Origin of the sequence: Bacillus sp. ChL18, assembly GCF_026241425.1 — a bacterium.
In the GTDB taxonomy this organism is placed as follows: Bacteria; Bacillota; Bacilli; order Bacillales; family Bacillaceae; genus Bacillus; species Bacillus velezensis.
Genome location: NZ_JAPHWE010000002.1, coordinates 688,065 through 701,806, shown reverse-complemented (window position 1 = coordinate 701,806; position 13,742 = coordinate 688,065). Strand labels below are relative to the sequence as shown.

The following is a 13,742-nucleotide window of genomic DNA, read 5'->3' as shown; positions in this document are numbered from 1 at the left end:
AATCATCCTTTTTCATTATGGATAGGGGAGATGACGCGGGCCGGAACGCCGACCGCCGTCACATGGCCGGGAATTCGGCTGATGACCGCAGCCCCCGCGCCGATAACGGACCAAGGGCCGATGTCAATCTGCGGTATGACGGACGCGCCGATTCCGATGTGCGTTCCTTCCCCGACTTTCACTCCGCCGGCAAGCGCCGCGCGCGGTGAAAGATGGACGTAATCTCCGATTGCATTGTCATGATCGGCAACCGCCCCCGTATTGATGATGCAATGGGCGCCGATGTCAGCGCCCGCCTGAATGACGGCGCCCGCCATCACAACCGTTCCGTGTCCGACGGAAGCCGTTTCACTGACGATCGCCCCGGGGTGAATGAGTGCGGCATAATCGTCATCTTCAAGCCCAAGCGTTTCAGCGAACTGCTTTCTGACGCCGTTGCGGCCGATGCATATCGTGAACACGGCTTCGGGGACGAGTTTCCGAAGCATGTGCACGTCTTTCGTCCGGCCCGTATATAAACCGTTCCGAACGGCAAAACCGCTGAATCCGTCATCCAATATGCCCGCAAGCTCCATATCGGAACGGGCCTGCACGATTTCCTTCACGACTTTTCCGTGTCCGCCGTTTCCGATCAGTACGACCTTTTTCACGATGACATATCTCCGCTGCCTGTGAAGCGCTTTGCCGTCACATGGCCGGCTTGGTGTATGCCTTCTGACACGAGAACTTTTTTCACTGTTAAAAGCAGAATCTTTAAGTCGAGAAGAAATGTGCGGTTGTCGACGTACCACACGTCGAGCTTGAATTTCTCCTCCCATGAAATCGCGTTTCTCCCGTTAATCTGCGCCCAGCCCGTAATCCCCGGCTTCACCTCGTGCCGCCGCGCCTGCTCCGCCGTGTAAAGCGGAAGATAATCCATCAGCAGAGGGCGGGGGCCGACCAGACTGATATCGCCTTTGAGCACATTAAAAAGCTGGGGAAGCTCATCGATGCTCAGTTTTCTGATCAGCCTTCCCGTTTTGGTCAGGCGGAGATGATCCGGAAGCAGCACACCGTTTTCATCACGCGCATCCGTCATCGTTCTGAGTTTATACAACGTAAACGGACGCCCGTTATGCCCAGGTCTCGTCTGTTTGAACAATACCGGAGACCCGATGGCGCATCTGACGGCGGCCATGGCGAAGAGAAGGATGACGCTCGCGCCGCACAATAACAACGTCGCGGCCGCTATATCAAATACACGTTTCGCCTTCAAATCTGAACAGCTCCTTTCACTTTTCGGCATTTCTGTAAAGCAAGCCGCCTTTCTTCTTTCGTACAAATGAAGAAAAAAGCGAATGCGGCATAGCTTATGCATACGGCAAGCCCCGCGGCGATCAGGCCGGCCCAGCTGTCAAGCGGTGAAAACAGCCGGATACCCCGGCAGACAGCCCAGGCAAATACGGCCGCCGCCAACGGGCCGAACATGCCTTTGTAAAACGCGGTTTTCTGAAAACCAGTAATATGCGAAACATACAGCGGCGTGAAGACGGCATTTTTCAAAATGAGAGAGACTGCACCGGCGATGGTGATGCCGTACAGCCCGAGATGTGCCGGTCCGCTGAGAACCACGGCCAATATGACATTCAGTCCGCCTAAACATAAAGTAACGATAGCAGGCGTTTTTTGTTTATTAAAAGCCGTCCATACGTAAAAAAGCGGCATGACAGAGAGACTGACCGCCAAATACGCGGCGTGAATGTATAAAAGCGGCGCCGTCTGCAGAAACGACGGGCCCAGCCAAATCGCCAGAAACGGTTCGGCAAGCCCTCCTAATAATGCGGCGGGAAGCGCGAGGAGAAGCCCGTTCATCCGCACAGCCTTATTGGCGTAAGACAGGAGGCCTTCCATATCGCCTTTTGAATAGTAGGAAGTCAAAACCGGCGCAAACAGTGAAGCAAGCGTCCCGGCAAGACTTCTGAGCAGGAGCGGGAATTGAATAATCGCCGCATAGACACCCGCTTCAGACGGCCCCAGCACGAGGTTGGCCGTCATGAGGTCAATCTGCAGAAACAGCAGCACTCCGATCTGGTTGACAGAACTCCAGGCACCGGCCGAAAACAGCACTTTGCTCGTCTGTAATGACAAGGTTTTACGGCTGAAAGAAAACCAAGGAATCAATTTCTTAAAGAAGAAAAAAGTCAGCACGGCCGCACAGACAGCTCCCGCTAATGCCGAAAGCTGGATCTGCCAGATTTTCGGAGGCAGGCACGTAAACAGAGCGAGCACACACAGCACCCTGACCAGCATTTGCACGGCCTGAATGGAGCTTGTGATATAAAGCTTGTTGGCGAAAAACGGCCCCGTCGCGAACCCCGCCATAAAAAACGTCAGCATAAACAGCACGCTGCCGATCACGATAGAGAGCCTCACATCCGTTAAGAGCCCGGCCGGTACATTCATAATCTTGTCAATAAAAAAAGCCGTCCCGGCGAGCGGCACAGCGAGCAATAGAGATATCACGACAGACGCGGCTAAATAATTGCTTACATACGCATTGGCCTCGTCCTTGTTCCCCCTATGGGCGGCGACGGAGAAAAACCTCACAACGACAGAGCTCAGCGCAACAGTAATTATAGAGAAATAGTTAATGATATTCTGTGTCAGATGGACAAACCCAAAAGCCTCCACACCTAATGTTTTCACAATAAAGGGCGTCATCCACACTGATAAAAACACTGATAGTAAAAACGCCGTCACATTGGCGCCGAAATTAATGGCAAATTTCATGCTCCTTCCGCACTGCCTTTCTCTTTCGATTTCCGTTCGAAAAACGCATGCAGAAGAAGAGGAAGGCGCATTTTGCACAGGCCGAGCACCACGCGCTCCCCCGCCAGCAGCTGTTTATGGCGGCACGGCGTCCTGCGCACCGCCATTTTTACCATGTCATACGTTAAGATTCTGCCGATGTGCGCCGTAATCTGATGTGACAGCTGCGGGGCGGCGCATGCGTTGGCGATCAGCATCGGAATCTGATGCTTGCACAAATATGTATCGATATCGCTCCGGCAGGCGTCCGTCAGCCCGTTTTCCTCATAAAAAGCCATTTTCGCTGCATATTGCTTTTGCAGTTCTTGATCTAAGTGGGGCTTAAACGGTGTTTCTGTAAGACTTTGCGGATTTTCCCGGTAGATATACAGCCCTTCGTCTATCACTTTGACACGCGCGGCTTGGCGGAACGCTGCCAAGTTAAACGGAGAGTCCTCGGCAAACCGGATATCTTCATGGAACAACAGTCCTTGCAATGCTTCTCGCCGGTATATATAGCGCCACACATACCAAATAAACCGATGTTCGTGCGCACGTGTCAGCAATGCAGTCATTTCATCCGCTGTGAAGACGCGGCCCGGCGGAATGGACGGCGGCATATATGTTCTTTTCTTAGACGGCGTTTCCTTATAATAGCCGCATCCGGCGATATCCAGCCGGTTCTTCTCTGCTTCTTCATAAAGCCGCTCGAACATCGTTTCCGTCACATAGTCATCGCCGTCCGCAAAACCGATATAACGGCCGCGGGCGGCTTTTATTCCGGCATTGCGGGCCGAGCTGAGGCCGCCGTTTTCTTTATGAATCACCCGGATTCTCGCATCTTCTGCGGCGAATTGTTCGGCAATCCGGCCTGACTGATCCGGTGAACCGTCATTGACGAAAATGATTTCGATGTCTCTCAGCGTCTGTTTTGTTAAAGAAACCGCGCATTCTTTAATAAAAGGCTCTGTCTTATACATCGGCACGATCACGCTCACAAGCGGCGCGGTCATTGGGCATCACCGCTGATTTTCGAGCGCAGCCTGGCAAAATAAACACTTCGCAATGAACCGCCTTCCTCATGCTTGCCGCTGAGCAGCCGGTTTACGGCGGACGTTACGGCTTCAGGGTCTGGACGTTCAAGCAATGTCATGTTCGGTATGTTTTTCAGCCATTGATAGCCTTCCATCACCTTATGATCAAACGAACGAATGACGACACAAGGCGTTTTCGTCAGCGCACAAAAAATCATCCCGTGAAGCCTGTCAGTGACGACGGCTTCCGCGCCTTTCAGCGTATTCCAAAGCGCCTCCAGCTCCTTTTCACGTGTATGGCGGCTGACCCTCCGGCCGACCGTCGTGGTAAAGGAGTGCAGCTCGCCGTACTCTTCCGCCAAAGCTTCTTTTACCATCGCTCTGTCCTCAGCCGTCAGCGCACTCTCCTTATCCTCCCGTAAACAGAGGTAGATCCCTTCCCGCGGGATGTGCCGCTCGCTTTTATCCAAATATAAGACCATGTCAGGCTGTTTGAGCACTGTTTTTCCGGGAAAATGACGCTTCATCCATTGATACGTCGTCTCATCTCTCGCCATTAACAAAAGGTCGGGATGCGCATTGTACACTTTTCGGGCGCGCTTCAGCTCCTTCCGTCCCTTTTTTGATTCAGAAAAGTGAGCCGTCGCCGGAAGCTGAACGATCCGATATTCCCGGAATGTTTTGATAATAAAGCGGCGCGTCCATTCCTCATACCGGTACAAATCCCCCATGTTCCCGCCGCCGATGATGAATACCATATCATCGGGGTGGCGCTTTTTGATCAGCGCCTTTGCCGATCTGTATATATCCTTCATATCCACTTCAATGATGTCAAAGTCGGGATACTCCCGTTCAAGAAACGTTTTGCTTGCGTAGGCGATGGCGTGATCACCGAGATTATCGTGGGACGGGAGCAGCGTCAGAATGATCTTTTTTCTTGCCGCTGTAAGCCCCGCCCCATCCGCTGCCGTTCCGAAATGAAATTGGGACGGGTATTTGACCTTAAGCAACAGCCATTCCGCGAGATTGATTTTTAAAGATTGTATCGACATGTCTTCACCCTCTGATTTTCATTTTGTACTCGATTGCCCGCTGATATGCGGCTGATGCCAGCGACACGAACGGAATCAGCTTCAGCTTCGCCAAAAGCAGAAGGCATGAACGTTTGGCGTCAAACGGCGCCGTTCCGGTTTTGGAAAGGCTCAGGCGAAACACGGGATCAGCGCATATCCGGCTGATATTCTTCCATTTCTCAGAAAACCGGCCGCCGTTATTCCGCTTCCATTCATTCAGCAGGCAGACTGTTCCGTGCTGAACGATAAAAAAATCCAGCTCCTGCCGGTATTCCTGTAAGCAGCCGTTTTCACGCAAAAAAGTCTCGTTCAGCCGATAGAGAACGAGACCTGAGTCAAACAGCTTTTTCTGATAGCTTTGCACAATGGAAGTCAAGTGAATCCGATAATGGTAGAGCGGCTGATCCACGTACGAGACCGCACCTGCGAAAACATGCGCCCGGAGGCTGAAGTACTGATCCTCCACGTGCTCAAGCTCATCCCGAAGCGGAAAGCGCAGCTGATGATGCTCGATCATGGTTCTTTTGTACAGCTTGTTCCATGAAAAACCGCTGACTCTTCCTTCAAATAAATCTTTCAGGTACCGTTGTTTCGGGCGGCCCGCGTACGCTGAAGCGATCGTTGAAACGGCGGTTTTCCCCGTATCCGCAAATTCGGCCGCATATTCGCAAATCACGAGATCAGCCTGATCAGCCTTCGCTTTTTCATACATGCGCAGGCAATAATCAGGTTCAACCCAGTCGTCCGCATCAATAAAAGCGATAAATTCGCCGCGCGCCGCCTCAATGCCCTTGTTGCGGACCGCGCCGAGCCCCCGGTTTTGCTGATGAAGGACCCTGATTCTCTCATCCCGCTTCTGATAGGTTTCAAGAATCGCCGGGCTTTGATCCGTTGACCCGTCATTAACGGCCACGATTTCGATATTGGCGAGCGACTGATTGAGCAATGAATCTAAGCATCTTTCTAAATAAGTTTCCGTATTATACACAGCAATTAATAAACTGACCGCGGGTGTTTCCATATAAACCTCCAGTGTCCATTACCGGGAAAAAATCGTTCTGTACGGAAGCACAGACGAATCGACCGGCATAAGCAAGTAACTGTAAAGAAAATAACAGACAATAATGGCGATATAAATCAGCGCATTTGATTTTTCATCAAAAATCCTCACAAAATAAGGGATCAAGATCATTTGGTACAGGCCGAAATATATATTAAACCGGGCAAAAATAACATCCTTTGTCGCCAAAAGACCGAAGAGCAGGCCGAGCAGACAGAAATTCACGATGACATCAATGTCAGGCCAGAGCTTCCGCAGCCGCTCCCGATAGCAGAAAGCCAAAAACAGCGGCAGAAGCAGCACCGCGATTTTTACGACGTTCATCCCGTTCGTATTGGTCATCAGCCATTTCTCATAATGGCCGTACGAGCTGTTTTCCAGCACGACGACAAACAGCGAAATGAACTTCTGATACAGAAACGTCATAAGAAGAAACAATGCCGACAGTCCGAAAATCGCGGGCGACCAGGCTCTTTTTCTGACGAGAAAATAAACCGGAATCATAATCAGCGCTGAGGAATGAAAAAGCGAACACAACAGCACGATTGACATATAACGCTTCCAGCTTCCGCTGATCACGTAGCGGACAGCCCAAAACAAAACGGCCGCCACCATATACTGCCTGATCCCGTTAAAGGAAGCATAATAGTGATACGTGCCCAAAAACAAAAACACACTCAGCTCAAACGGACGGCCGAACTCAACGAGCCCCTTTAAAATAAAGCTGCACGTCACGACCGCCACGGTGAAATACATGATTTGCGGATCTTTCGTGATAAAATTCATGAGCCAGATGAGAGCCGTAAACCCAGGATCAACGGCTGCTTTTTTCGCTCCGAACCCGAAGATCTCCCAAATGCTGCCGTAATTTCCCGCCAGCTTGTACATCAGCGCGTACGTCTGAAAATCCGTCCCGACTCTGTAGCGCAAACCGGAGACCAATACGAGCGATAGCAGCGGAACGATCATGACGAGCTGATTCGGCCGGTATCCGGTCGAAAGCGATTGATCACGCCCGCCGCACATTTTCGCGAACCATGACCAAATATACACAATTCCCATATTGACTACGTATACAATCATTCGTTACTGTTCCTTTTTCCAATTCATATTGTAAAGCTTCATAACAGCCCCCGCATTTTCTCCCGCGTCATATCCCTGCCGTCTGAGGGTTTCTTTAATGCGCGCTCCGTCAGGCTTTGCCGCCTCTGCTGCCCGTAAAACCGCTGTTGCCCATTGTCGGGGCGGTTCTTTGAGGCTGAGCCTTTTGACCAGCCCGAGCCCGGCATCGGCTTCTTCCGTTATGCCGTCTGATATCACGCACGGCACCCCGGAGGCCTGCGCTTCAACGAGCGTGACAGGCAGCCCTTCATAAAGAGACGGCATGACAAATACATCCAGCGTTTTCAGCAGGGCATGAACGCGTTCTTCTATGCCGATAAAACGCACATCATCATCAAGCCCCAGCTTCGCCGCCAAATTTTCCATGTCGGTGCGAAGCGGACCGTCCCCGGCGAGAACCAGCTGTAAACCGATGCCCCGCTCTTTCATATCAGCGGCCAGCCGGAGCAGAAATTCATGGTTTTTTTCTTCTGTAAAGCGGCCGATATGGCCGATCACCAAACGGCCGTCTGCAATGCCCCGCTTCCTTTTTTCAGCTTCTGTGTCCGCGCACCCGCCGGCAAATAAGTCGAGATCAATGCCGTTCGGCAAAAGATGCACGTCTTTTTCTTTCCCGAATAAGAAACGGCCCGCGTCTTCTCCGCAGGCGCACAGTGCCGTGGCGTTTGCCGTGATCAGCCGTCTGAAAACAAACAGCTGCATCCCGGCAAGCCGCGACGCCCGCCCCCGCCACGACGTACTGTGCGAATGGCAGATCCGCACCGGGACGCCGGCTAAACGAGCGGCCAATGCGATAAATCCAGACTGAAAATCGGTATGGGCGTGCACGGCGGCAAACGGGCCTTTTTCCTTAATCACCCGCTTGACCTGTTTCACAAATGTAATCGGGTTTGTGCTGCCGATGCTCGGCACATAAAAAAGCCGTCCGCCGAGAGCGAGAATTTCCTCATCATAAGCGCACGGATCGTTCCTATGGGTTAAAAAATCAAACTGCACCTTCGTTCTGTCCATCTTCCGGTACAAATTCATCATCATCGTTTCTGCGCCGCCCCTGTTCATACCGCTGAAGATGTGCAGCACCCGCATCGGTTTGTCAGTCATGTTCGGCAAGCCCTTCTTTTTGGCGGATGTCCCTGTTTTTATGATAACGGTTCATGACCGCGGGCGGCGTAATGGCGCGGATGAGCGGTTTTGCGATATACGCGTAATGGGAAAGCGGCAGCTTCAGCCGTCTGCATGCCTGAAAAACGAGCACCGCATTATCAATGGAATACGTAAACGATCTCCTTTTAAACGCATCACTGTCCTCTCTGACTTTATACAGCGTTTCTTGGAGATTGTACCCTCGGAAACCCGCTTCAAAAAAGCGCAGCCACAAATCGATATCCTCCATCCGCCGCGTCCGCCTGACTGACCGGTAGCCGCCAAGCGCTTTGTACGCTTCAGCCCGCATCATAATGGTGCCGTGGCAGAATGGTGTGCCTTTCGCCATAATTCCCGGTTTCGGCACGGGCGGCAAAAGCCGGGCGCCCCTTACACCGAATTCGTCAAATACGAGCATGCCCGTGCCTACGACTTGATAGTGGGCGTGCTTGTTTAAGAAAGCGGCCTGTTTTTCCAGTCTCCTCGGGTTGGAGATGTCATCACCGTCCTGCCTGGCGATATAATCCCCCGTTGCGTATGTCAGACAGCGGTTAAGCGAAGCGGCAAGCCGTTGATTTGTCTTATTTTGAATCAGCGTAATCCGGTCGCCGTAATGATCCGCGTAACGGCGCGCAATCTGATACGTTCCGTCAGTTGACGCGTCATCACACATGATCAGTTCCCAATTCTTATACGATTGGCTCAGGATGGATTCAATACTCTCCGCTAAAGTCTCTTCGCAATTATAAATTCCCATGATGACGGAAATTTTCGGTTGTGCTCCTGCATTCATACGCTTTTCTCCTTTTTATCCATATAACCGGCGTAAATGTGCGCCATTTCCTTTACCGTACGTGTTTCTGAAAAACATTCCGCCGTCCTGCGCCCTTCTTGCCCCATTGCTTTTCGCAGCCCCGGGGAGCGGTACAGCTTTTCAATCCGATCGGCAAACGCCGCGCTGTCCCCCGCCGGCACGAGAAAACCGTTCACGCCGTCTTCGATGATCTCGCGGTGCCCCCTGTTGTCCGCGGCAACGGCGGGCTTTTCGGCAGCCATTCCTTCAAGCAGATTCATGCCGAGTCCTTCGCGGATGCTTGAGGCGACAGACAGATCAGCAAGCTGAATCAGTTCATGAATATCGCGGCAAAAACCGTAAAACCGCACCATGTCGGATACACCGAGTGATTCAGCCTTTTTTCTGTACGGCTCTTCCATCGCGCCTTCTCCGGCAAATACGAGTTTCAGCTCCGGAATGCGGTTCCTCAGCAGTGCCGCAGTTTCAATGAGAAGTCCCTGGTTTTTATTGCCGTTTAATTCAGCGGGGTATACGAGAATAAATTCCCCGGCGCCGAAGCCGTGTTTTTCTCTCAGACGTTCACTCTCTTCCCGGCTCACAGGGCGAAACCTGTCTGTATTCACCCCGATGCCGTGTATTTTTTTCGCGCTGCAATCTGTTTTTTTCATTTGCTTGGCCCGTTCGTAATCCTCTTCATTAATCGTAATCAGACAATCCGTATAAGAAGAAAGAAATTTTTCGATCGGGTAATAAAGAAGCCAGTTTTTCAGAGGCGCTCCGTCGCAGAAGTGAAAGCCGTGCGCGGTGTACAGCACCTTTGTCCCTTTTTGGCGCGCTTGTCTCGCCGCAAGGCGTGCAAGCACGCCGCCGACCGGCGTATGACAGTGAATCATGTCGTAGCCGTTGTCCTGAATGAGCCGTTTCAGACGCCTGTAAACAGAAAGATTTTCGGGATGAAACGGCGAGCGCCGGATCGGAATGGAAAACTTTTCATCAACGAACGGAAGATTCATATTGCCGCCTGCCGCGACGTGCACCTCCCAGCCCATATCCTGAAACCATTGAAAATACGGAAGATGAAAGGCTTTAAAATGATAATCGACTGTGGCGCAGAATAATACTTTTTTCGTCATCTTTCTGTCCTCCCATCACACGCCTGCGGCCGCTTCTTCATGTACTGATTCGATCGCCTCAAACAGCCTTTTTCTCAGCTCTTCTTCAGGCAGACGGCTGAATTCCTCCATAAAACGGATGAGCACGGCCCAATTCCCGTCCACCGCTTTCCCGATATGGATTTTCGGAAAAATCTGCTCCGTATGTACTTCATTATGATTCAGCAATTCTTCATACATCTTTTCTCCCGGACGGATGCCGGAGAATTCGATGGGAATCTGTTCTGTCGTATAGCCTGATAAATGAATCAGGTTCTTTGCCAAGTCGACGATTTTGACGGGTTCTCCCATATCCAGAACGAAAATCTGCCGCCCCTTTGCAAGCGCCCCCGCCTGAATGACGAGTCTTGACGCTTCGGGGATCGTCATAAAATATCTTGTCATCGCCGGATGCGTGACGGTGACGGGTCCGCCTTTTTCAATCTGCTTTTTGAAAATTGGAATGACGCTGCCGCGGCTTCCGAGCACATTTCCGAAACGGACGGCGGCGAATTTGGTGCGGCTGACCTTTCCGAGGTTCATGATGACCATTTCTGCAAACCGTTTCGTCGCCCCCATGACATTGGCCGGATTGACCGCTTTGTCAGAAGAAATCAGCACGAATGTTTCCGTTCCGCACATGTCGGCGGCTTCGGCGACATTTTTCGTGCCGATAATGTTGTTTTTAACGGCTTCTTCCGGATTATGTTCCATTAACGGCACATGTTTGTGGGCAGCCGCATGATAGACGACGTGCGGCTCGTATTTTTTCATCAAGGTAAAGATTTTATCTCTGTCCTGAATATCGGCGATCTCCGCGTGAAAGAGCACCTCTTTGCCGAAGCGTGCGGACAGCTCGGTATGTACAGAATGAATGCTGTTTTCTCCGTGGCCGAGAAGGACGATTTCCCGCGGAAGAAACGCGCTGATCTGGCGGCAGATCTCAGAACCGATTGAGCCGCCGGCGCCCGTGACCAGAATCGTTTTTCCCTTGATGCTGTCAGAAATTTTGCTCGTATCAAGGGTGACCGGCTTTCTGCCGAGCAGATCTTCGGCTTTTACATCTCTGATGTGTCCGGCAGCCTGCGTTCCGAGCAGGATCTCGTCAAATTGCGGCATGATTTTAATATGGGCGCCCGTCTGCACACATTCTTTGTATAATGTCTGAAGCTCATGGGTGCAAAGAGACGGAATGGCAATGATGATATGGTGAATTCTCAGCCTCTGCACCGCCGGCATAATGCTTTCTTTTCCGCCGATGACGGGCAGGCCCATGATTTCGAGCTTATGCTTCGTCTGATCATCATCAATAAAAGCCACAGGCATGATTCCGAGATCGTTTTTCTGGGTAAGCTGACGGACGAGCAGCGTCCCCCCCGAACCTGCGCCGATGATCAGCGCCCTGGAAGAGTCATTTTGCTTCCTGCCGATCGTTTCTTTCAGCACCCGTGAAATCATCCGGCTTCCTCCGATGAACAATAGCTGAACCATCCAGCTGACGGCCAACAGCCGGAACAAAATCGTGTGGAACACCCCGTATTGGACGGCCGCTGTTACGGCTGCTGACAGCGTGATCCCCTTCATCAAGGCAAGCAGCTCGCCTATTCCCGTGTACGTCCATACCTGCTTATACTGGTGAAACATAAAAGCGCATACATGATGGCTGATCAGCATGCTCACGGCAGTCAGCAGCAACGCTCCGGAGTCATAAAAGTGATAAGAATCCTCAAAAAATTGATATCCTATAACAACGGAAAGTAAAACGAGATACGTATCCAATGCAAATATCATTGAAAGTCTTCTCCGGTAAGTCAATCTTTCCCCTCCTCATTTATCGGTTTAGCTGATACGGTTTTCGTTAAAAAACAGACATAACAGCTAAGCCGATAACAATGCATCATCTTAAGATAAATTGGGCATTTAACCCGTCCTCACACCCCGCCACCGACGACCAGCATCTAAGGCAGCGAAAAACGCCGCCCACAGCAGAGCCGAGTGCCTCCGTTGATAAAGGTAAGGAGACATCACCTGCACCGCTCAATACGAGTAGTGCTCCGTTTTTTTGATTTTCTTTTTATTCAGCAGCGCCCCCAAAAGCTTTGCCTTTGACTGCTGGAGCGCGTCTCTCGCCTTTTGGACGGTATCCATTTTCGTTTTTCCGCTCAAGACGACGAGAACGCTTCCATCTGTCTGATTCGCTAAAATCTGTCCGTCCGCCACAGCCAAAAGCGGAGGTGAATCGAAAATAACCAGACTGTACCGGCTGTACATCTCCTGAATCAGCTCTCCCATCGCCTTTGAAGATAAAAGCTCAGCCGGATTCGGCGGCGTCGGCCCGCTCGTTAAGACATAGAGGTTGTCAATCAGCGTTTTTTGCACCGTTTCGCCGAGGGAAGCGTTTCCGACTAACACATTCGTAAGGCCTTGTACATTTTCAAGCTGATAGGTCTCGTGTATCGTCGGTTTTCGTAAATCCGCATCGACGAGCAGCACCTTTTTTTCCTGCTGCGCAAATACCGCGGCAAGGTTGGCGGCGCTGAATGATTTTCCTTCTCCCGGAACGGAAGAAGTGACGAGAATAGAGCGCAAATGGGTCTGAACAGAGGAGAACTCAATATTTGTCCGAATGGTGCGGTATTGTTCAGCCACCAATGATTTGTGATGTAAAACGGATATTTGAGCCAGTCCCCTTCTTGATTTCTTTTTTCTGAATCCCAAACGCCTCACTCCCCGAAATATTTTTCATCAGACCGTGTCTGCTGATTTTTGATGTCATACACAACCCCTAAAACAGGCAAGTCTGTTTTTTCGCTGAGCTGCCGCTCGCTTTTAACGGTTTCATCAAGAAAGTGGAGAAAAAACGCAAGCGTCACACCCGCCATGAGAGCCGCACCGAACGCCATCATGATATTTCGGATGCGCGAAGGCTTGACCATCGGGCTTTCCGATGCTTTTGCCTCAGACAAAACAATGACGCCTTTTATATTCATCCTGTCACGGACTTCTTTTTTAAATGTCTTCATCAGCGTGTTCGCTATAGCGGCGGCCTGTTTCGGATTCTCGTCCTGCACCGCTACGGTAATGATCTCTGAATCGGTTTCGCTGCTTGTCGTGATCTTTGCTTTTAAAGCGGATGCCGTCTCAGAAAGATGCAGCGTCTGCTTCACTTTCTCAAGCACAACCGGGCTTTTCATTATCGTTTGAAACGTATTGTTGTAATGAAGATTCAGCTGAACGTCGCTAAGATTCGAATTTTTTTCACCGCTTGTTTCATGAATGAGCACTTGGGTCGATGACTGATAAACGGGCGAAATCACCCGGAATTGGATGTATCCCGTCACCAGCGTTACAACTGCTGTCATGATAAAAATCAGTAAAAATCTGTGTTTAATAATGTCAAATAGTTCTTTGAAACTCATATTCTCATTCATGTAATTACAGCCTCATCCTTATTGCATCAGGCTTAAACGCCCCCTTCTGTTAATGATTGGATTATAAAAGAAAAGGTCGAAATTTGAAAATTTCAAATTAAGCCATTTGGTTCTTTTTAGAGAACATTATCATGATTTTCCTCTT

13 protein-coding genes are annotated in these 13,742 nt (G+C 50.8%); all 13 read right to left on the bottom strand.

The features are described 5' to 3' along the window. Window positions 1-2: 2 nt before the first annotated feature. The gene (locus OQ477_RS14540; RefSeq protein WP_233662446.1) at window positions 3-650 is read right to left on the bottom strand and encodes an acetyltransferase; all 648 of its coding nucleotides are present in this window, start codon (window positions 648-650) and stop codon (window positions 3-5) included. Beyond that, entirely contained in the window at window positions 647-1,255 is a 609-nt protein-coding gene (locus OQ477_RS14535) for a sugar transferase (RefSeq protein WP_032876336.1), read from the bottom strand. The genes OQ477_RS14540 and OQ477_RS14535 overlap by 4 nt, the downstream gene beginning before the upstream one ends. Beyond that, a complete protein-coding gene (locus OQ477_RS14530; RefSeq protein ID WP_265972921.1) occupies window positions 1,252-2,769 on the bottom strand; it encodes an MATE family efflux transporter in 1,518 nt (505 codons plus the stop codon). Before OQ477_RS14530 ends, OQ477_RS14535 begins: the two co-directional genes overlap by 4 nt. Further along, complete coding sequence (locus OQ477_RS14525; RefSeq protein WP_265972919.1) at window positions 2,766-3,800, bottom strand: glycosyltransferase; 1,035 nt, start codon at window positions 3,798-3,800, stop codon at window positions 2,766-2,768. Before OQ477_RS14525 ends, OQ477_RS14530 begins: the two co-directional genes overlap by 4 nt. Beyond that, window positions 3,797-4,873 (bottom strand): polysaccharide pyruvyl transferase family protein, encoded by a 1,077-nt coding sequence (locus tag OQ477_RS14520; protein ID WP_265972917.1) that lies wholly within the window; start codon window positions 4,871-4,873, stop codon window positions 3,797-3,799. Before OQ477_RS14520 ends, OQ477_RS14525 begins: the two co-directional genes overlap by 4 nt. Before the next feature lie 4 nt (window positions 4,874-4,877). After that, on the bottom strand, window positions 4,878-5,915 hold the full coding sequence (locus tag OQ477_RS14515) for a glycosyltransferase family 2 protein (protein ID WP_265972915.1): 1,038 nt from the start codon (window positions 5,913-5,915) through the stop codon (window positions 4,878-4,880). A gap of 18 nt (window positions 5,916-5,933) precedes the next feature. After that, a complete protein-coding gene (locus tag OQ477_RS14510; RefSeq protein WP_007613926.1) occupies window positions 5,934-7,037 on the bottom strand; it encodes an EpsG family protein in 1,104 nt (367 codons plus the stop codon). Window positions 7,038-7,040: 3 nt separating this feature from the next. Beyond that, the gene (locus OQ477_RS14505; protein WP_265972913.1) at window positions 7,041-8,177 is read right to left on the bottom strand and encodes a glycosyltransferase family 1 protein; all 1,137 of its coding nucleotides are present in this window, start codon (window positions 8,175-8,177) and stop codon (window positions 7,041-7,043) included. Beyond that, window positions 8,170-9,012 carry a glycosyltransferase family 2 protein gene (locus OQ477_RS14500; RefSeq protein ID WP_012118512.1) on the bottom strand — a complete coding sequence of 281 codons (843 nt, stop codon included), beginning with the start codon at window positions 9,010-9,012 and terminating at the stop codon, window positions 8,170-8,172. Before OQ477_RS14500 ends, OQ477_RS14505 begins: the two co-directional genes overlap by 8 nt. Beyond that, window positions 9,009-10,148 carry a glycosyltransferase family 4 protein gene (locus OQ477_RS14495; protein WP_095060497.1) on the bottom strand — a complete coding sequence of 380 codons (1,140 nt, stop codon included), beginning with the start codon at window positions 10,146-10,148 and terminating at the stop codon, window positions 9,009-9,011. The genes OQ477_RS14500 and OQ477_RS14495 overlap by 4 nt, the downstream gene beginning before the upstream one ends. Window positions 10,149-10,163: 15 nt before the next feature. Continuing rightward, window positions 10,164-11,981, bottom strand: a complete 1,818-nt coding sequence (locus OQ477_RS14490) for a polysaccharide biosynthesis protein (protein WP_172645820.1) — start codon at window positions 11,979-11,981, stop codon at window positions 10,164-10,166. 222 nt (window positions 11,982-12,203) lie between these two features. After that, window positions 12,204-12,884, bottom strand: a complete 681-nt coding sequence (locus OQ477_RS14485; protein WP_007407393.1) for a CpsD/CapB family tyrosine-protein kinase — start codon at window positions 12,882-12,884, stop codon at window positions 12,204-12,206. A 5-nt stretch (window positions 12,885-12,889) separates the two neighbouring features. After that, window positions 12,890-13,597, bottom strand: coding sequence for a YveK family protein (locus OQ477_RS14480; protein ID WP_021495234.1), 708 nt, complete (start codon window positions 13,595-13,597; stop codon window positions 12,890-12,892). Between the last annotated feature and the right edge of the window lie 145 nt (window positions 13,598-13,742).

Coding starts and splice junctions, on each gene's coding strand:
- OQ477_RS14510 (WP_007613926.1), bottom strand. CDS start 7,037: ATGATTGTATACGTAGTCAATATGGGAATTGTGTATATTTGGTCATGG.
- OQ477_RS14525 (WP_265972919.1), bottom strand. CDS start 3,800: ATGACCGCGCCGCTTGTGAGCGTGATCGTGCCGATGTATAAGACAGAG.
- OQ477_RS14520 (WP_265972917.1), bottom strand. CDS start 4,873: ATGTCGATACAATCTTTAAAAATCAATCTCGCGGAATGGCTGTTGCTT.
- OQ477_RS14495 (WP_095060497.1), bottom strand. CDS start 10,148: ATGACGAAAAAAGTATTATTCTGCGCCACAGTCGATTATCATTTTAAA.
- OQ477_RS14505 (WP_265972913.1), bottom strand. CDS start 8,177: ATGACTGACAAACCGATGCGGGTGCTGCACATCTTCAGCGGTATGAAC.
- OQ477_RS14480 (WP_021495234.1), bottom strand. CDS start 13,597: ATGAATGAGAATATGAGTTTCAAAGAACTATTTGACATTATTAAACAC.
- OQ477_RS14500 (WP_012118512.1), bottom strand. CDS start 9,012: ATGAATGCAGGAGCACAACCGAAAATTTCCGTCATCATGGGAATTTAT.
- OQ477_RS14515 (WP_265972915.1), bottom strand. CDS start 5,915: ATGGAAACACCCGCGGTCAGTTTATTAATTGCTGTGTATAATACGGAA.
- OQ477_RS14530 (WP_265972921.1), bottom strand. CDS start 2,769: ATGAAATTTGCCATTAATTTCGGCGCCAATGTGACGGCGTTTTTACTA.